The organism is Stenotrophomonas sp. X, from assembly GCF_055721025.1.
In genome coordinates this window covers 476,931-494,339 of sequence record NZ_CM146756.1, presented here as the reverse complement: position 1 = coordinate 494,339, position 17,409 = coordinate 476,931, and the positions used below count along the sequence as shown (strand labels likewise).

15 protein-coding genes are annotated in these 17,409 nt (G+C 68.1%); 3 read left to right on the top strand and 12 right to left on the bottom strand.

Annotated elements, in window-relative coordinates:
• Positions 1-55: 55 nt before the first annotated feature.
• From ACZ75I_RS02220 to ACZ75I_RS02190, 7 genes are all read right to left on the bottom strand, one after another.
• Positions 56-1,156, bottom strand: coding sequence for a hypothetical protein (locus tag ACZ75I_RS02220; protein ID WP_061478618.1), 1,101 nt, complete (start codon positions 1,154-1,156; stop codon positions 56-58).
• On the bottom strand, positions 1,147-2,343 hold the full coding sequence (locus ACZ75I_RS02215; protein WP_061478617.1) for a hypothetical protein: 1,197 nt from the start codon (positions 2,341-2,343) through the stop codon (positions 1,147-1,149). Before ACZ75I_RS02215 ends, ACZ75I_RS02220 begins: the two co-directional genes overlap by 10 nt.
• A gap of 106 nt (positions 2,344-2,449) precedes the next feature.
• Complete coding sequence (locus ACZ75I_RS02210; protein WP_472958640.1) at positions 2,450-3,715, bottom strand: RNA polymerase sigma factor; 1,266 nt, start codon at positions 3,713-3,715, stop codon at positions 2,450-2,452.
• A 45-nt stretch (positions 3,716-3,760) separates the two neighbouring features.
• A complete protein-coding gene (locus tag ACZ75I_RS02205; protein ID WP_134969091.1) occupies positions 3,761-4,117 on the bottom strand; it encodes a DUF1428 domain-containing protein in 357 nt (118 codons plus the stop codon).
• Positions 4,118-4,139: 22 nt separating this feature from the next.
• A complete protein-coding gene (locus ACZ75I_RS02200) occupies positions 4,140-4,550 on the bottom strand; it encodes a VOC family protein (protein WP_005415091.1) in 411 nt (136 codons plus the stop codon).
• A 33-nt stretch (positions 4,551-4,583) separates the two neighbouring features.
• Positions 4,584-5,006 carry a VOC family protein gene (locus ACZ75I_RS02195; RefSeq protein WP_061478615.1) on the bottom strand — a complete coding sequence of 141 codons (423 nt, stop codon included), beginning with the start codon at positions 5,004-5,006 and terminating at the stop codon, positions 4,584-4,586.
• A gap of 67 nt (positions 5,007-5,073) precedes the next feature.
• Positions 5,074-5,487: a YciI family protein gene (locus tag ACZ75I_RS02190; protein ID WP_061478614.1), complete on the bottom strand. Its 414-nt coding sequence runs from the start codon at positions 5,485-5,487 to the stop codon at positions 5,074-5,076.
• A 745-nt stretch (positions 5,488-6,232) separates the two neighbouring features.
• Between ACZ75I_RS02190 and ACZ75I_RS02185 the strand changes: the two genes are divergently transcribed.
• Entirely contained in the window at positions 6,233-6,640 is a 408-nt protein-coding gene (locus ACZ75I_RS02185) for a YciI family protein (protein WP_472958639.1), read from the top strand.
• Here ACZ75I_RS02185 and ACZ75I_RS02180 read toward each other — a convergent pair.
• Positions 6,618-8,699: an NHL repeat-containing protein gene (locus ACZ75I_RS02180; protein WP_180869114.1), complete on the bottom strand. Its 2,082-nt coding sequence runs from the start codon at positions 8,697-8,699 to the stop codon at positions 6,618-6,620. The genes ACZ75I_RS02185 and ACZ75I_RS02180 overlap by 23 nt on opposite strands.
• Positions 8,700-8,865: 166 nt before the next feature.
• On the opposite strand from ACZ75I_RS02180, the gene ACZ75I_RS02175 reads away from it, so the two are divergent.
• Entirely contained in the window at positions 8,866-10,386 is a 1,521-nt protein-coding gene (locus ACZ75I_RS02175) for a tetratricopeptide repeat protein (protein ID WP_472958638.1), read from the top strand.
• 97 nt (positions 10,387-10,483) lie between these two features.
• Here ACZ75I_RS02175 and ACZ75I_RS02170 read toward each other — a convergent pair whose 3' ends face one another.
• Both ACZ75I_RS02170 and cycA read right to left on the bottom strand, forming a co-directional pair.
• The gene (locus ACZ75I_RS02170) at positions 10,484-11,260 is read right to left on the bottom strand and encodes a lytic transglycosylase domain-containing protein (RefSeq protein ID WP_088496303.1); all 777 of its coding nucleotides are present in this window, start codon (positions 11,258-11,260) and stop codon (positions 10,484-10,486) included.
• A 211-nt stretch (positions 11,261-11,471) separates the two neighbouring features.
• Positions 11,472-12,845, bottom strand: coding sequence for a D-serine/D-alanine/glycine transporter (gene cycA, locus ACZ75I_RS02165; RefSeq protein WP_005415083.1), 1,374 nt, complete (start codon positions 12,843-12,845; stop codon positions 11,472-11,474).
• A 228-nt stretch (positions 12,846-13,073) separates the two neighbouring features.
• Between cycA and ACZ75I_RS02160 the strand changes: the two genes are divergently transcribed.
• A complete protein-coding gene (locus ACZ75I_RS02160) occupies positions 13,074-14,690 on the top strand; it encodes an EAL domain-containing protein (RefSeq protein WP_472958637.1) in 1,617 nt (538 codons plus the stop codon).
• A 274-nt stretch (positions 14,691-14,964) separates the two neighbouring features.
• Here the strand turns inward: ACZ75I_RS02160 and ACZ75I_RS02155 are convergent, their stop codons facing one another.
• Both ACZ75I_RS02155 and ACZ75I_RS02150 read right to left on the bottom strand, forming a co-directional pair.
• Positions 14,965-16,149, bottom strand: a complete 1,185-nt coding sequence (locus ACZ75I_RS02155; protein ID WP_180869120.1) for an MFS transporter — start codon at positions 16,147-16,149, stop codon at positions 14,965-14,967.
• Positions 16,146-17,324 carry a serine hydrolase domain-containing protein gene (locus ACZ75I_RS02150; protein ID WP_346476644.1) on the bottom strand — a complete coding sequence of 393 codons (1,179 nt, stop codon included), beginning with the start codon at positions 17,322-17,324 and terminating at the stop codon, positions 16,146-16,148. The genes ACZ75I_RS02155 and ACZ75I_RS02150 overlap by 4 nt, the downstream gene beginning before the upstream one ends.
• Positions 17,325-17,409: the final 85 nt, after the last annotated feature.

The window sequence follows — 17,409 nt, the reverse complement described above, 5'->3', positions numbered from 1 at the left end:
GAATCGGTAACCCCGGTGGATGCCGAGCGCGCTCGGTACCCACCGGGGTGGCGGATCAGCGGACCGCCTTGACGTTCAGTTCGTTGATCATCTGCTGGGCGGCCTTTTCGGCAGCCAGCTGCAGTGCGTTGGTACGGGCCACGGTTTCATTCGGGCCGGTGCCGGAGAACTGCACCGGGCCGACCGACGACACGGTGCGCGGGAAACGACCGGTCACATCCAGCACCTTGCCGGTGACGGTGACGAACACGCGGGTGTTGCCACTGGCCGGATCACGGTCGCGCATACCGATGTCGAGGGTGCCGACGGCGATGTACGGAATGTTGGCCGCACGGATGCCGTTGGCGGTGTCGCGCAGGGTGGCCGGGGCCAGGTCGTTGCCGGTGCTGAAGTCCTTGCGGATGCGCTCGATGCTGAGCAGGCCACGCGACTCGCCTTCCACGTATTCGGCTTCAACCACTTCGTAGCCGGCGGCGCTGAAGGCCCCGGTCATCGCGGTGTTGACCTCGGCGGCGTTGGCCACCTTCCAGGTGATGTTGTCGGCGCGCGCGGTGGTGCTGCCGCCGCTGGTGACCGACACCGAACCATTCTGGTTGATGCTGCCGTTGGTGCTGACCGAGTTGCCGCGGAAGCTGTCACCCTCACGGGTGTTCTCGCTGTAGCTGCTGCTGGCGTCGACGCGGCGGTATTCCTTGTCCTGGAACGACTGCACGGTGTCCTGCGAGCGCGCCATGAACAGGAAGGTCAGCAGCGAGCGCTGCGCGGCGGTGGCACCGGCCACGGCCGAACCCGCATCCAGCTTGGTCTGCAGCAGGGTGGTGTTGATCTCGGCACGGACGGTGACGGTGTAGGTCTTGGCCTTCTTGTCTTCGGTGTCCGACAGCGGCACGGCACTGAGCACGTAGCGGTCGATCTCGCCGATGAACTCGGCGCGACGCGCTTCGAACAGGCGCAGCTTGGCCGCACCGGTTTCGGCGATGTACGCCTCCAGGGCATTGACCTTGGCCTTGTTCAGGGCCTGGGCACGGGTATCGGCACTCAGGCGCAGGCCGTAGCTGGCCGAGCCGGTGCCGCGCGAACTCGCGGTCTGCGCAGCGACCGGCGAGGCCACCACCAGCGCGATGAGGATGAGCAGGATGGTACGCATCAACGACATGACTTGATCAACTCCTGGAGGGCTTGGGTCTGCTGTTGCAACGGGCGGCCGCCCGGCTTCTGTTCGTCCAGCCAGGCGCGCGAATCGGCACGCTTGGCGGCGGCGCCGGCGAAGGCGTCGAGCCCGGCCAGCAGGGTTTCGTAGCTGGCCGACCACTGGTCGACCTGCCACTGCGTGGCCGGCACCACCTTGGTGGCGCCCTTGCGCAGCGGCTGTTCGAAATAGACCTTCCCCGAGAACGGCTCAGTCACCCTGGCGGTGAAGAAGGCGCCGAACAGCATCGTCTTCATCGCCGGGGTTTCCTGGATCACGCCGTTCTTCAGCGCATCGACCTGCAGGTTGATGACGTAGTCGGGCTCGGGAATCTTCAGCTGGTAGACCTTGCCGTCGGCAAAGCGGGCAGCCATCGCGCCACCGATCGCCTGGCCCGAGGCCGGCGGCAGCAGCCCGACGCCGGTGTTGGACGACAGCGTCTTGGACAGTTCATGGGCCAGGGTGGCGCGCAGCGGCGCTTCCCACTTCGGGTCGGGCAGCTTGGCGCGCACCGCGTCGGACAGCGTTACACCACCGACCTGCAGACGGCGCACCGCCGCGTCGGGCAACCTGGCCTGGGCAAGGCTGGCCGCCAGCACCTGCGACAGGCTGGTATCGGCGCCGCCATACAGCAGATCGGCGACGATCGCGTCGATATCGTCGTTGTCCGGTCGGTAATCCTGCACGTCGATGCGCTGCAGCGTGAGCGGATAGGACGCGATCACCTGGCGCTCGCGGAAGTCGAAGAACAACGCCTGCAGCGCCACTTCCACCAGCACCTTGTACTGGTCGCCGATCGGCTCGACCGAGACCAGTTCGCGGTCCAGCGCGGCGGCCAGCACGGTGGCGCTGGTGGTGCCGTCGAGCATCGCCACCGGCTGGTCGATCAGCTCCAGGTGGGCCGGTGCGCGGCGCTTGAGCGACTGCGCCAGCGTCTGGTTCAGCGGGACCAGGCCACGCCGTTCCAGCACCGCATGCGCATGCGGGGTGGTCGCCTGCACGGCGGCAGCATCAGCGGTATAGGCAAAACCGGCCCAATAGGCCTGCTGCGATTTGTCCGCGGCCTGCACGGCCATCGGCCATACGGCCAGGCACAGGGCACAGGCAAGCAGGCGCGCAAAAGCGCGCGATGCGCTCTTCGTCCTTGAATACATCCAACCGCTCCTCGGTCAATACGCACGGAATGCGGGCGCTGATGCGTCCGCTGGGCGCGAAACATAGCCGCTAAGGCGCGCGGCGACAAGTGCTGTCCTTGTCGGCTCAGTCCGTGGGGGGCAGCAGGCCCGCCCGTTGCCGCAACAGTCCGCGCTCGGCCTGGTTCTGGCTGAGCCGAGCCGCCTCGCCAAAAGCGTCACGCGCATCCTGCTCGCGCCCCAGTGCCTGCAAAAGCTCGCCACGCACCACCTGCAGCGGCGCGTAGTCACGCAGGCGCGCGTCGACCAGCAAGGGCTGCAGCTGCGCCCAGGCGGCAAAGGGACCGTCGCTGCGCAGGATCGCCACCACCCGGTTCAATGCCACCACTGGCGAAGGCTGCACCTGCAGAAGCTGTGCATAGAGCGCAGCAATGCGCGGCCAATCGGTATCCTCGGGGCGGCGCGCCGCTGCATGGCAGGCCGCAATGCGCGCCTGCAGCACGTAGGGATCGTCGCCACCACCCGCGGCCAGCGCACGCGCCAGCACCTGCTGCCCACGTTCGATCTGCAGCCAATCCCAGCGTGCGCGGTTCTGCTGGTCCAGCAGCACCGGCACGCCCTGCGCGTCCACCCGCGCCGCTGCGCGCGAGGCCTGCAGCTCCATCAGCGCGAGTAGGCCCAGTACCGGCGGCACCGGCAACCGATGGGCCAGGATGCGGGCCAGCCGCAGCGCTTCCTCGCACAGCGCCGGGCGCATCCAGTCGTCGCCGGCGCTGGCCGCATAGCCTTCGTTGAACACCAGGTAGATCGCCTCCAGCACCGAGGCCAGGCGCTCCGGCATCGCCTCCGCGCGCGGCACTTCATAGGGCACCTGCTTCTGCGTCAGGGTGCGCTTGGCGCGCACGATGCGCTGGGCGATGGTCGGTTCCGGCTGCAGGAACGCGCGCGCGATCTCCACGGTGGTCAGGCCACCGAGCAGGCGCAGGGTGAGCGCCACGCGCGCATCGGCCGGCAGCACGGGATGGCAGGCCACGAACATCAGCCGCAGCAGGTCATCGCCCAGGTCGTCCTCCAGCGCCTGGCTGTCATCGGGTGCCGGCAGCGCCGCCGGATGCAGTTCCTCGCCCCATTGCGCGTGCTGCTGAGCCACGCGCTGGTGCTGGCGCAGCACATCGATGGCACGGTTGCGCGCGGTGGTCATCAGCCAGGCTCCGGGGTTGTCCGGGATGCCCTGCTCCGGCCAACGCTCCAGCGCGGCCAGCCAGGTGTCCTGGGCCAGTTCCTCGGCACGGCCGACATCGCCACCGAGCAGCCGCGCCAGGCGCGCGATCAGCACTGGCGACTCCATCCGCCAGAGGGTTTCCAGACGCTGCGTCAGTGCGGGCTCGAGCATGCGCCGATCACAGCACGCACGCCCGGCCCGCACAAGCGCCGCAGCTCACGCTTCAACAATCGGCTTGAAGCCGCCCCAGAACATGCGCTTCGTATCGAACGGCATGTCCTTCGGGCCCAGCGACGCCAGTCGCGGGTCGGCCATCACCTTTGCGTTGATGCGGTCGCGAGCCGCGCGCGAGCGGAACACCACGAAGGCGACGATCACCGTCTCGCCCGGTTTCACCTTGACCGCGCGCGGGAACGAGGTGCTCTTGCCCGGCTCCACATCGTCGGCCACGCATTCCATGTACTGCAGCGCGCCATGGTCCTTCCACACCGCGCCGGCCTTGCGGGCAAGGCGGCGGTAGGCCGCCACCTTGTCCTGCGGGCACGGCAGCACGTAAGCGTCCACGTAAGCCATACGGATTCTCCTGCGGCGGCCGTCAGCCCGGCTCGCCATCCATGTGTGCGATCTCCCAGAGATGGCCGTCCAGGTCCTGGAAGCCACGCTGGTACATGAAGCCGTAGTCGCGCGCCGGCTGCGGTTCGCTGGCGCCGGCGGCCAGGGCCTTGTCCACCAACTCGTCAACGGCCTTGCGACTGGGTGCCGAGAGTGCGTTGATCACTTCGGTGTGGGTGTGCGCGTCGGCAATCGGCTTGTTGGTGAACTGCTGGAAAAAGGGCTGGGTCAGCAGCATCACGTAGATGCTTTCGCTGATGACCATGCCGGCCGCGTCGTCGTTGGTGTAGGTAGGATTGAAGCTGTAGCCCAGCGCGGTGAAGAACGCCTTCGACTTCTCCAGGTCCTGCACGGGCAGGTTGACGAAGATCATCTGCGGTTGTGGTGCACTCATCGTTGAAGCTCCTTGTGGATGACAGAGGCGGGATCAGGGCTGCTTCATGCAGTTGACCATCCACGGCTTGCCGTAACGGTCGATCAGCATGCCCCAGCGATGTGCCCAGAACGTTTCGCCGATCGGCATCTGTACCTGGCCACCTTCGGCCAGCGCGGCGAACACGCGTTCGGCTTCTTCGATGCTGTCGACATCGACATTGATGGTGGTCGAGCCGCCCTCGCCTCCGCCGGGGCCGTCGGCTGCCATCAGGATGGCGTTGCCGATCTCGAGCTGGCTGTGCGCGACGTGGTCGAGGGTTTCCGGCGGCATTTCGTTGCAGCCCGGCGAGCCATCGGAGGGCGGCATGTCGCGGTACTTCATTTCCGAGGTGACCTGGCCACCGAGTGCCTTGGCATAGAACGCCATTGCCTCGTGGGCCTGGCCGCTGAAGCCGAGGAAGGGAATCAGTCTCATGGCAATACTCCGTTGTGCGGTTCAGGGTGGTAGTGCCGGGGCGTGCCCGGTTGGGAGAGGAATCGGGTCAGCCTTCCAGCTGTGCACGCAGACGCTGTTCCTGCTGCTGTAATTCGGGGGTGAAGGCTTCACCAAAGTCTTCTGCGGAGATCAGGGGACGCAGTTCCAGCGTGCCGCCCTCGCCGAACGGCGCACGGCTGGCCCATTCAACGGCCTCGTCCAGCGACCGCACCTCCCACAGCCAGAAGCCGGCGATCTGTTCGCTGGCAGGACCGAACGGACCGGCCTCGACCCTGGGTGCCCCAGCGCCGAAATGAATGCGACGGCCGCGCTGGGTGGCGTGCAGGCCTTCACCGGCCAGCATGATGCCGGCGGCCACCAGTTGTTCGTTGAAGGCGCCCATTTCGGACAGTTCCTGTTCGCTGGGCATGCGGCCGGCTTCGGAGTCGGCGTTGGCCTTCACGATCACCATCACTTTCATTGCAGTCTCCCGTGGGGACGCGTGGTGCGTGCCCTTCACTGGGTACAACGAACCAGGGTCATCGGAATCGACACGTTTCCGGAAATTTTTTTTCTGCGTGGAAAGCACGCCTTCGGCGGGAGGCGGCGAACGGCGGAGCCCCTCCGTGGCGGGTTTGGGTTGGTCGCTGAAAGCTCGGGTTCATGGGTTTGGCCGGGTGGGTAGGCGGGTCGGGGGACGCCGTAAACCCATCCATGGGGGCTTGGCCGCGGCATCCATGCCGCGGACACCCCCGCCCCGCCTACCCACCCGGCCTTGGACAGTTTCCTGCCTGCGGTACCCACCACGGGAAGATCAAGAAAAAAGGCAAAGGCAAAGGCAACGGCAAAAGCAACGGCAAAAGCAACGGCGGATGGCTGGCGGCCTCGGCTTTGCGAGCGAAGCGACCCGCTTTTGCCCTTGTTGTTGATTTCCCGTGGTGGGTCAGCCGCAGAGATCTGTCCAAGGCCGGGTGGGGAGGCAGGGCAGGGGCGTGAGCCGCATGGATGCGGCGACCGAGCTTACATGGACGTACTTGCAGCGCCCCCTGCCCTGCCTCCCCACCCGGCCAATCGCCAGAAACCCAGCTTTCAGCGACCCACCCAACCCACCACGGAGGGGCTCCGCCGTTCGCCGATCCCCGCCGAAGGCGCGCCTCCCGCGCTGCAACATGCCCACGCGCAGACCTGCGCCATCATGGGCACCCCGCCCCCGCCAGGATCGTGCCATGCAGCAGTACCTGCTTCTGATCTACATCGAGCCTGCCCTGCTGCAGGCCCTGCCCATCGAAGAATTCAACGCGCTGATGCGCGACTGCCTGGCCCATGCCGACAAGCTGCAGGCCGAAGGCACGCTGCTGGCCGCGCAGAAGCTGCAGCCGGTCGACACCGCGCAGACCCTGCGCGTGCGTGATGGCCACAGTCGCGTATTGGATGGCCCGTTCGCCGAAACCCGTGAACTGCTGGCCGGCTTCAACCTGATCGTCGCCCGCGACCGCGACGAAGCCATGCGCATCGCCCGCGACTTCCCGTGGGCACGCTTCGGCAGCATCGAAGTGCGGCCGCTGGAAGACATGGACGCCGAGCGCGAACGCTGCGGCACCCCGGCTGCCGCTATGGCAGCAGCCGTACCCTGATCTCGCGCGGGCCGACGCCTTCGTTGCCGCTGTAGTCGCGCACGCTGGCGCGCACGACGTACTCGCCCGGCGGCAACGCCGCCGGCTGCCAGCGTCCGGTTTCCATCAGGCCATCACGCACGGTGTTGGTGGCCAGGTAGCGGAACCGGGTCACCGCGCTGCCATGCACGGTGATGCCGCTGTCCGGTGCGTAGGCCACGCGCACTGCTTCCCGCTGCGGCGGCATGCGGTTGAACACGATGTTCCAGCGCGGCTGCTCGTAGCCCTGCAGCGGTTGTCCCGTAGCATCGAGGATCTGGTAACCCACCTGGTACATGCCCAGGCGGCGTCGTGGCAGATTGTTGTCGACCTGGTCCCAGGCCTCCACCACGATCTGCACGCCACGCCCCTGCCGCGCAACCATCACCACGCCATCGCTGCCTGCGGCCATCGGCTGGTCGTTGTCGTCCAGCAGTGCTACATCAGTGATGCGCGGTGCGAAGTGATCGGCGTAGTTATGGAAGCCAAGCGCCACCGCATTGGTCTCGAAACCACCGGTGCCCACCGCCAGGTGCACGTGCGCCTGGTTGTTGATGCTGCCCAGGCGGTCACCCACGTGGATGCGCATGCCACGGCGCACGCGCATCCGCTGCAGCTTGCCCTGCTCGTCGTACAGCGCCTGCCAGCGCGCGTCGAACGGCACATCGCGCGGGGTGCGGCCGACGCGCATGTGGATGTACTTGAGGCGGTCCACCGCAAGGCCCTCGGCCTGCTCGCCCAGGTTCCAGGCCGCCACCGGGCTGCTGATCTTGCCATCGGCAATCGCCAGCACGGTCTGGCCCACATCACCGCGCACGTCGAAGCCGCCATGCAGGTGGTGGCGGCTCTCACCGCTGAAGTTGCCGCGCACTTCGCCCAGGGTGCCGACCACTTCGTGCCAGCCGTCCTGCGGTGCGAGCGGCCAACGGCCCCCCGTCTTCGGCAGCGCGGCATCAGCGGCCGGGCCGACCAGTGCCGGTGCCGGCAGTTCGCCCACCGGCAGCGGGCGCAGGCGATGCAGGCGGTAGCCTGCGGCGTCGGCCACCAGCACGCTGCCATCGGCATCCATCGCCAATCCACTGGGGCGGGCCAGGCGCGGCAGGCGACCATTGCCGACCAGCGCGATCTGGTGGCCCTGCGGCGTCACCTGCACGATGCGGCCATCCAGATCACCCACGTACAGCACGCCGTCGTGGGTGGTGGCCAGCGACAGCGGCCCATTGATCACGCCACCGGCGGCGACCACGGTGCTGACCGTGCCATCGGCCCCCACCCGGCGCACGGCGTTGTTGAACAGATCGGCCACCAGCAACGCACCCTGCGCGTCGAAGGCCAGCGCCACTGGCGTATCGAAACGCGCAGCGGCGCCCACGCCATCGGCAAAGCCTGGCCGATCACCACCAGCCAGGGTGCGCACACTGCCATCGGTACCGATCACCCGGATGCGGTCATTGAACGTGTCCGCCACGTAGACCTGGCCCTGCGCGTCCACCGCAACGCCCATCGGTGCATCGAAGCGGGCCTGCGTGGCCGGGCCGTCGGCGTGGCCCTGTTCGCCACCGGCCAACGTGGTCACCTGGCCATCGGTGCCGATGCGGCGGATCGCATGGTTGCCGGTGTCGGCCACGTACAGGTTGCCCTGCGCATCGCCGGCAATGCCTGAGGGCGTATTGAAGCTGGCCTGCAGCGCAGGACCATCGACACGGCCCTCACCCTGCCCGGCCACGGTTTCAACGCGGCCATCGGGCAGGCGGCGGCGGATCCGGTTGTTGTCACCGGCATCGGTGAAATAGACACTGCCATCGGTGCCGCGCAGCAGTGCATACGGGTCGGCGAAGCGCGCCTGCGCGGACGTACCGTCGCGGTCGCCGGGGTGACCATCGCCGGCCAGCGGCTCGATCTGCCCGGTCCAGGCCAGTGGCGTGGGCACCGGGCCTGCAGGGCCGGCCAGCGTTTTCAGCGGGGTGTCCCACCAGGTTGCAGCCAAGCCCACCGCCGTTGCCAACGCCACCCCTGCCGCCATCCATTGCCACCGTGCCATCGTGTTGCGCTGCCTCTGCCTGCCGCTTGAAGAGGCACCGACAATAGACGCTGCGCGTGCGATCCGCCACGGCCGATCATGCGGCTGAAGGCCGGATTCGCTTCGTCGTGCTTGTCCTCGCTGGCCGTAGCAGGTTCAATGCGGTTCCCACGGATGGAGATTCTCCATGCCCCGCGCTCTCCCCCTCACCGCACTGCTGCTGGCCGCATTGGCCAGTGCGCCCGCCTCCGCTTCGATCACGGTGGCCCCGCAGAAGCCATCGGCCACCGCCGATGCACTACACGCGGCGTACGCCACGCGCTGGGATGAAGCCATCCAGCAGGCACGCGGCGGCAACACGCTGGGTGCACTGATCAGCATGGAGCGGCTGATGGAGGATCCGTTGCTGGACGACTTCGATGCCGAGCGTCGCGGCCGCGCCTCGCAGGTCGCCGGCTGGACCGCTCTGATGCAGAAGAAGCCGGATCAGGCCCGCCGCTACCTGCAGCGGGCGCAGGAGGCCCTGCCGGAGGATGCACAGATCCTGCTCACCCTGGTGTCAGTGGAACTGTCGGACAACCAGCCGGCCGCAGCCACCACCTTGCTGGTGAAGGCACTGCAGCACGCCGACGCGCCGCTGCCGATCGATCACCACGCGGTCAACTACCTGCAGTACCGCCTGCGTGACCAGCCACAGAAGCGCATGGACCTGCTGCAGGCGCTGTTTGACAACGGCTGGAAGAGTGGCGGCCTGGAACCCACCGGGCTGTGGCTGGCGCTGGCCACGCTGCAGGCCGACTACGGCCGTGGCGACAGCATTCCGGCCACGCTGGCGCGCATCGACAGCCCGGCCGAGATCATCCGCCTGCGCAGCGACAAGCGCTTCGATCGCTATGTCGATCGCGGTGACGCGCGTTTCGATCCAGTGCAGGCGGCACAGCGCCACCTCGATGAACTACGTGTTTCCGGCCTGCTCGACCGCGCACTGGACGCGCGCATGGCCGAGTTCAGCACCACCTTGCTGATGCTGGACCGCAACGAGGAAGTGCTGTCGTTGACCGCGGGCATGGCCGCTGCCGCCAGCAACGGCGAATCGCCTGCCGCCACAGAAGCGGAATGGGTGGCCTGGCTGCTCAACAGCCGGCTCACCGCACTGCGCCGGCTGGGCCGCACCGATGAGGCACTGGCCACGGCGAAGCAGGCCGCCCGCATCGGCGCGCTCGGCCCGGATGGTGTCGAGCACCAGATGAATGTCGGCTTCGTGTTCAGTTCGCTGGGACGCATGCAGGACGCTGCGCAGGCAGTGAATGACATGCCGGGCCTCGCCGGTTACGGCAAGGCCGCACAGGCGCTGCTGCAGTTCGCCGCGGCCCGCGAGCGCGGTGATGCCAAGGCGCGCGATGCAGCACGCGCGGTGATCCTGGCCCAGCGCGACGATGCCCGCCTGTTCCACCGCGAAATGCTGCTGGAAGAAGGCGACCTGGACGGTGCCGCCGCCGTGCTGATCGAACAGCTGCGCTCGCCGGTTGAACGCGGTGAAACCCTGGCCAGCCTGCAGGACATGCGCACCTATCCGTCATTGCCGGGCGATGTGCGCATCGATGCCGCGTGGCGTGCACTCAAGCAGCGTGCCGACGTGCAGGCCGAGGTGGCACGCGTCGGCCGCATCGAGCCCTACGACCTGGTCAGCACTTCCACGTCGCGCTGAGCGGCTTTTGTGTAGAGCCGAGCCGATGCTCGGCTGCAATTGGCGCAGCCGAGCATTGGCTCGGCTCTACAACGCCACGTGCAGGCAGCACCTACCGCTAGCGCGCCGGCACTTCGGTGCGGATGCCCATCGCTTCGCGGTAGCGCGCGTACAGCGCCATCACCTTGTCCACATAGGCCAGGGTTTCGGCGTAGGGCGGCACGCCCTTGTAGCGGGTGACCGCACCGATGCCCGCGTTGTAGGCAGCCGCCGCCAACGGGCGATCGCCGTTGTAACGGCGCAGCAGCGCGCGCATGTAGCGCGCGCCGCCCTCGATCGATTGCTGTGGCGAGAACGGATCGCGCACGCCATATTCCTGTGCGGTCTCCGGCATCAACTGCATCACGCCCTGTGCGCCCTTGGTCGAGACCGCCAGCGGATCGAAATTGCTTTCGGCATGGGCGATCGCGCGCAGCCAGGCATCGTCGACGCCGGTGGCTTTGGCCGCGGCCTTGAACTGCCTGGCGTGCTGCGCGAGCTGCGGCGTGCCGACCTTGCCCAGGCCCTCATGCGCCGGCTCGCCCGGCGGCGTGGCCACGGTGAACTTCAGAAATACCCGCGAGCCGGGCAGGTTGCGGGTGGAATAGACCAGCACGCCGTCCTGCTCGCGCTCGTACAGCACACCACTGAACACGCCCATGTTGCCCCACAGGTTCGGGGCCTGGATGGCGTTGTCGTCGATCTCCTTCGGCGTGCACCGCGATCCCGGCTCCGGTGCGGTGGCCAGGCTGACGGTGTTGCCCTGCACGCAGCGATAGACCGTGCGCGCGGCAGCCATCCCGGGCCACAGGATGGGCAGCAGCACCAGTGCAAGCAGGAGAGGTCGATGGGACATGGCGGCCGGATGATCCGGCCGCGCCCGCGAATGTTGGGTGAACGGGGGTCGGCAGGGCTGCGCCCTGCACCCGCGGTAGTGCCGGCCGCTGGCCGGCAACCTCAACGGCAACGGCAGCGGCCGGTTTCCTGCGGCTGACAGTAGATCCACGCCATGCGTGGATGAAACTCTCTGGAGACGATGGATCAATCGATGGAACGGGGGCGTTGGATCACTTCGCGGCCCTCCGGCGCACCCAATACCCCGCGCCCAGCAGCACGAACCACACCGGGCTGGCGATCAGCGCCTGGCGGGTGTCGCCCTGCAGGCTCAGCAGCACCAGCACGGCGGCGAAGAACACCAGGCAGGCCCAGCACATGGCGACGCCGCCGGGCATCTTGAAGATCGAGGCAGCGTGGCGCTCCGGGTAGCGACGGCGATAGGCCATGTAGGCCACCAGGATCAGCGACCAGACGAAGATGAACAGCACCGTCGCCAGCGTCGTCACCAGGGTGAAGGCGGTCACCAGGTTGGGAATCAGGTAGATCAGCAACGTGCCGCCCAGCAGGCACAGGCACGAGAACAGCAGGCCACGGGCCGGCACCGCAGCGCGCGACAGTTTCGACAGCCCGCGCGGAGCGTGGCCCTCTTCGGCCAGGCCGTACAGCATGCGGCTGGTGGAGAAGATGCCACTGTTGGCCGAGGACGTGGCCGAGGTCAGCACCACGAAATTGATCAGGCTGGCGGCGGCAGGAATGCCGGCCAGCACGAACAGCTGCACGAACGGGCTCTTGTCCGGCACCACCTGCCGCCACGGGGTGACCGCCATGATCGCGATCAGCGCCAGCACATAGAAGATGATGATGCGCACCGGGATCGAGTTGATTGCCTTGGGCAGGTTGCGCTCGGGGTCGGCGGTTTCGGCGGCGGTGGTGCCGACCAGCTCGATGCCGACGAAGGCGAACACCGCAATCTGGAACCCGGCGAAGAAACCGACCAGGCCCATCGGGAACATGCCGCCGTCATTCCACAGGTTCGACAGCGACGCGGTGTGGCCGCTCGGCGAGGTGAAGCCCCACGCCACCAGCCCGGCGCCGGTGATGATCAGCGCGCAGATCGCCACGATCTTGATCAGCGCGAACCAGAACTCCATTTCGCCGAACAGCTTCACCGTCACCAGGTTCAACGCCAGCAGCAGCATCACGCAGGCCAGCGCCGGTTTCCAGGCTTCAAGCCCCGGAAACCAGAACTGCGCATAGGCGGCAATCGCGATCACGTCGGCAATGGCGGTGACGATCCAGCAGAACCAGTAGGTCCATCCACAGAAGAACCCGGCCCAGGGGCCGAGCAGGTCGGTGGAGAAGTCGATGAAGGATTTGTACTGCAGGTTGGACAGCAGCAGCTCGCCCATCGCGCGCATCACGAAGAACAGCATCGCGCCGATGATCAGGTAGACGAAGACGATGGACGGGCCAGCCAGGCTGATGGTCTTGCCCGAGCCCATGAACAGACCGGTGCCGATGGCACCGCCGATGGCGATCAGTTGCAGGTGGCGGTTGGACAGGCTGCGGCGCAGGTGCTCGGGGGGCGTGGCGGGCTCGGTCATGGGCGCGGGAAGGGGCGGGCGAAGCGTTCGACGGTAGTCCTCCGCGGCGCCGAGCGCCAGCGCCAGACGGCCCCATTGCGTCAAAGCAGGCCGCTTTCACCACAATGTGACCGAATACCGTATTGATCCCATTCCGCCCGGCCCGGTGCCATGCTCAGATAGCCGCACCTGCCCAAGGACCGGCCCGACCATGCGCCCTGCCCCGCCCGCCCCGCTGGAGCCCCGGCCATGAGCCGCCTGCGCGTCATCATCGGCGGTACCGCACTGGCCCTGCTGGCCGCTGCGGTGCCGATCGCGGTCATGGCCTATGCCACCTGGGACCGCGCGGTCAGCGTCGAACAGCAGCGCCTGCGCGACATCGCCGATCGCACCCTGCGCCGCTCCGACCTGTCCTACCAGGAGGCGCTGGCGGCGCTGAAATCCGCCGAAGCCGGCACCTACGTGTCCTGCAGCCCCGAACACATCCGGCGCATGCAGACCCTGGTGATGACCACCTCATCGATTGACCAGATGGGCTACTTCGAAGGAGGCAAGCTGCGCTGCACCTCCTGGGGGCCGTTCCTGTCGGATGTGGATCAGCCCAGGCCGGACCACGTCACCAGCGACGGCGCCGGCATCGCGGTGGACGTGCGCCCGGAAATCAGCGGGCGACGCCAGGTGCTGGCGATCCTGTATGGGTCCTACGACGCACTGGTGGACCCACGCCGCTTCGTTGATGTCATCGCCGACCCGAATGTGCGGCTGGCACTGGCCAGCCCCGATGGACGCCTGCTGGCCAAACAGCCCGGCCTGGATCCGGACCTGCTGCAGGCACTGCTGCGCGACCCGGGCGAAGGCCTGGACCACACCACGCTGTTCGCTACCGCGCGCAACGAGGAATGGCTGGCCGTCGCCACTACACCGCGCACCGCGCTCGCTGCGGCCTTCCGCCAACAGGCCTGGCTGTACGTGCCGGTGGGTCTGCTGCTGGCCGCCGCCGGCGCCGGGCTGGTGATCTGGCTGTCGCGGCGCCGCCTTTCCCTGCGCGGCGAACTGGCTACCGCCATCCGCCGCCGCGAGCTGTACCTGCACTACCAGCCGATCATCGAGCTGGACACCGGCATCTGCGTCGGCGCCGAGGCGCTGGTACGCTGGCAACGCCCGGATGGCACCCAGGTGCGCCCTGACCTGTTCATTCCGCTGGCCGAAGAGGCCGGCATGATCGCCGACGTCACCGACCTGGTGATCGAGAACGTGGTGCGCGACATGCGCGAGCTGCTGGTCGCCGACCGCAGCGCGCACATCGCGATCAACCTCGCCGCCGAAGACATCAGCAGCGGTCGCGCCCTGAAGATGATCTCCCGGCACATGGCCGGCAGCGGCATCCTGCCGCAGCAGATCTGGATGGAGGCCACCGAACGTGGCTTCCTCGATCTGGACCGCGCGCGCACCATGCTCGCCGCCGCCCGCCGCACCGGCCACAGCGTGGCCATCGATGATTTCGGCGTCGGCTTCTCCAGCCTGCAATACCTGCAGCAGCTGCCACTGGATGCGCTGAAGATCGACAAATCATTCATCGATGCGATCGGCACCGAAAGCGCCACCAGCCCGGTCACGCCGCACATCATCGACATGGCCAAGGAGCTGGGCCTGTGGGTGGTGGCCGAGGGCGTGGAAACCGAAGCGCAGCTGGCCTACCTGCACAGCCGGCATGTGGAATTCGGACAGGGCTGGCTGTTCTCGCGGCCGCTGCCGCGCGATGAGTTCGTCGCCTTCCATCAGAAGCGGCAGCAGCAGTACGGCGCTGCACGCGAACACATGCAGAACCCGCGCAGCGTGCCGATCGAGCGTGAGGGAGTGGAGTAGGACGGCGAACGGCGGAGCCCCTCGTGGAGGATCGCGCCCGGTGGATCCATCAGGTGGGGCCGGGTGGGCAAGACCGGGGTTGGGCGTCCTGCCCAACCCACCCACCCGGCCATGGGCACATTGCGGCGGCGTCCCGCCACGGAATCAACGGAAGAAAGCGAAAGCAAAGGCAAACGCGGGTCGCTGCGCTCGGTAGATCCACGCCATGCGTGGATGGCGTGGACCACGGCAGTGCCGGCCGCTGGCCGGCACCTCCATCACGTTTGGCCTGCGCCTACGCCCAGGCCTTCGGCCGTGCCAGCAGCCACGCGGCGGTCACCGCCAGCAGCAGCAACGGCAGCCATCCCAGCTGGCGTGGGCCGCTGGCCTGCAGCAGCACGCCGCCTGCCACGCCGCCGGCCGCAATGGCCAGGTTCCAGCCGGTCACCAGCATCGACTGCGCCAGGTCCGCAGCGGCCCCGGCGCGCCGTGCCAAGGTGGTCTGGAACAGGGTCGGCACGGCGCCGAACGCCACGCCCCACAGGATCGTCGCCAGCAGCAGTGCGCTCGCCACGCCAGGCCACACCAGCAAGGCCAGCACCGGCACGATGAAGCCGATCACCGCCGCCCACACCAGCGCATGCAGGTGGCGATCCACGCCCCAGCCGGCAATCGCGATGCCGGCAATCGCCGCCATGCCGAAGGCCAGCAGCAGCCGGTCCAGCCAAGCACCGGCACCCGCGTCGACCGCCAGCGGCTCGATATAGGTGTACAGCACGTTGTGCGCCAGCACGTACAGCGCCATCACCAGCAACGCACTGCGTACACCGGGCAGGCGCCACACGGTCGCCAGCGAAGTGCGTTGCCCGGCCCCAGCGGCCGGCAGCGCAGGCAACGCCCAGCGCGCGTAGGCCAGCAGCAGCAGACCCAGCACGCTCATCAGCGCGAACGACCAGCGCCAGCCGATCTGCTGGCCCAGCAGCGTTCCTGCCGGCACCCCCAGCGACAGCGCCAGCGGCGAACCGACCATTGCGACCGCGATGGCCCGTCCCTGCAGCGACGGCACCACCATGCGCGCGGCATAACCGGCCACCAGCGACCACAGCAGGCCACCGCTCACACCGGCCAGGAAGCGCGCAGCCAGGATCAGCGCATAACTGCTGCTCAACGCCGTCAGCGTATTGACCACCACGAAGCCGGCGATGGCCGCCAGCAGCAGCGGACGCCGTGGCAGGCGCTGGGTCAGCGCGGTCATCGGCAGTGCGGCCATCACCGAACCCAGCGCATACACGCTCACCAGCTGGCCGACCGCCGCATCACTCACGCCCAGGCTTTCGCCCATCGGCCGCAGCACACCCGCCGGCAGGGTCTCGGTCAACAGGGTGATGAAGCCGCCGCCGGCCAAGGCAAGCAGGCCCGCCCACGGCAGGCGCGTGGCCTCGCCAGCCGGACTGGCGGCATCGATGGCATGGCCGCTCATCGCGTAGTCTCCAGGTCGGCATAGACCGCGTCGCGCAGTGCATCGACAAAAACGCCATCCATCCCTTCGTACAGGGTGTTGGTCAGCGCCACCACGCTCAGCCCACGCGACGGGTCGACGAACCAGCTGTGCCCGTAGGCACCGCCCCAGCGCCAGCTGCCTTCGCGCTGTGGTGTGCCGCTGGCGGCGGTATCGCGCAGTACCGCAAAGCCCAGCCCGAAGCCCCAGCCGGCCGGTTCCGGCGGCCCCTGCTCGCCCACCTGCGGGCTGGCCATCTCTGCCGCCAGCGCGGGCGGCAGCAGGCCGGAGCGCTGCACGTCACGCAGCGCCTCCAGCACCGCCATCACTTCATCGGCAGTACCCACCAGGCCGGCGCCGGCCGAAGCGAAACGGCTTGCATCGAGGGCACGCGCAAGGCTGTACTCGATGCCCACCGTGCCTTCGAACGGCGCGACCACCTCCCCTTCCTGCAGGCGATGCGGCCGCGGCGTGTCGCTCACATACGGCGTGGCCAGCCGTGCGGCATCGCGCGTGGCGAACGCCGTATCGCGCAGGCGCAAGGGGGCGGCCAGCAAACGCTCGAACAGCACCTGCAGCGTTTCACCGGTCGCGGCTTCGGCCACCGCACCGGCCACGTCCACGCCCAACGAGTACAGCCATTGGCTGCCCGGCTCGAACAGCAGCGGCGCCTGCGCGATCCGGCGTACGTTCTCGGCCAGGGAAAGCGGGTTGGCGTCCATGCCATCGCTGACGCCAGCGCGCGCGTAGGGCCCCACCGCATCAGCCTCCAGGAAGCGATAGCCCAGCCCGCTGCTGTGGCTGAGCAGCTGGCGCAGGCTGATCGGCGGCGTGCGGCCATCGGCCAGCGCCGGACGGAAGTCCGGCAGCCAGCGCTGTACCGGTGTGTCGAGGTCGAGCACGCCTTCGGCCACCAGGCGCAGGATCACCGTGGTCAGCAACGGCTTGCTGACCGAGGCCAGCCGGAACAGCTGGTCGCGCTGCATCGGCCTGGCCGACTCGCGATCGGCCAGCCCGGTCGCGCTGGCATGGCGCAGCACGCCGTGCTCGCGCACCAGCACCACCGCACCGACCAGGCGCAGCGGGTGGACCTGCTGCAGCAGCTGCTGCACCGAAGGCAGCGTCAGTGCAGGTTCAAGGGAAAGAGCGGCATTCATCGCGGTGATCCGTGGGGAGAGGCCCGCCACGTTAGGCAGCACGACGCGGCGCAAAAAGCCGGTTGCCGCTCCGGGCATCATGGAC

What these genes read in the sequence shown, in the direction of transcription:
- ACZ75I_RS02185 (WP_472958639.1), top strand. Translation starts at nt 6,233, where the DNA reads ATGCAGCAGTACCTGCTTCTGATCTACATCGAGCCTGCCCTGCTGCAG.
- ACZ75I_RS02215 (WP_061478617.1), bottom strand. Translation starts at nt 2,343, where the DNA reads ATGTATTCAAGGACGAAGAGCGCATCGCGCGCTTTTGCGCGCCTGCTT.
- ACZ75I_RS02155 (WP_180869120.1), bottom strand. Translation starts at nt 16,149, where the DNA reads ATGAGCGGCCATGCCATCGATGCCGCCAGTCCGGCTGGCGAGGCCACG.
- cycA (WP_005415083.1), bottom strand. Translation starts at nt 12,845, where the DNA reads ATGACCGAGCCCGCCACGCCCCCCGAGCACCTGCGCCGCAGCCTGTCC.
- ACZ75I_RS02180 (WP_180869114.1), bottom strand. Translation starts at nt 8,699, where the DNA reads ATGGCACGGTGGCAATGGATGGCGGCAGGGGTGGCGTTGGCAACGGCG.
- ACZ75I_RS02205 (WP_134969091.1), bottom strand. Translation starts at nt 4,117, where the DNA reads ATGGCTTACGTGGACGCTTACGTGCTGCCGTGCCCGCAGGACAAGGTG.
- ACZ75I_RS02160 (WP_472958637.1), top strand. Translation starts at nt 13,074, where the DNA reads ATGAGCCGCCTGCGCGTCATCATCGGCGGTACCGCACTGGCCCTGCTG.
- ACZ75I_RS02190 (WP_061478614.1), bottom strand. Translation starts at nt 5,487, where the DNA reads ATGAAAGTGATGGTGATCGTGAAGGCCAACGCCGACTCCGAAGCCGGC.
- ACZ75I_RS02210 (WP_472958640.1), bottom strand. Translation starts at nt 3,715, where the DNA reads ATGCTCGAGCCCGCACTGACGCAGCGTCTGGAAACCCTCTGGCGGATG.
- ACZ75I_RS02150 (WP_346476644.1), bottom strand. Translation starts at nt 17,324, where the DNA reads ATGAATGCCGCTCTTTCCCTTGAACCTGCACTGACGCTGCCTTCGGTG.
- ACZ75I_RS02170 (WP_088496303.1), bottom strand. Translation starts at nt 11,260, where the DNA reads ATGTCCCATCGACCTCTCCTGCTTGCACTGGTGCTGCTGCCCATCCTG.
- ACZ75I_RS02175 (WP_472958638.1), top strand. Translation starts at nt 8,866, where the DNA reads ATGCCCCGCGCTCTCCCCCTCACCGCACTGCTGCTGGCCGCATTGGCC.
- ACZ75I_RS02200 (WP_005415091.1), bottom strand. Translation starts at nt 4,550, where the DNA reads ATGAGTGCACCACAACCGCAGATGATCTTCGTCAACCTGCCCGTGCAG.
- ACZ75I_RS02220 (WP_061478618.1), bottom strand. Translation starts at nt 1,156, where the DNA reads ATGTCGTTGATGCGTACCATCCTGCTCATCCTCATCGCGCTGGTGGTG.
- ACZ75I_RS02195 (WP_061478615.1), bottom strand. Translation starts at nt 5,006, where the DNA reads ATGAGACTGATTCCCTTCCTCGGCTTCAGCGGCCAGGCCCACGAGGCA.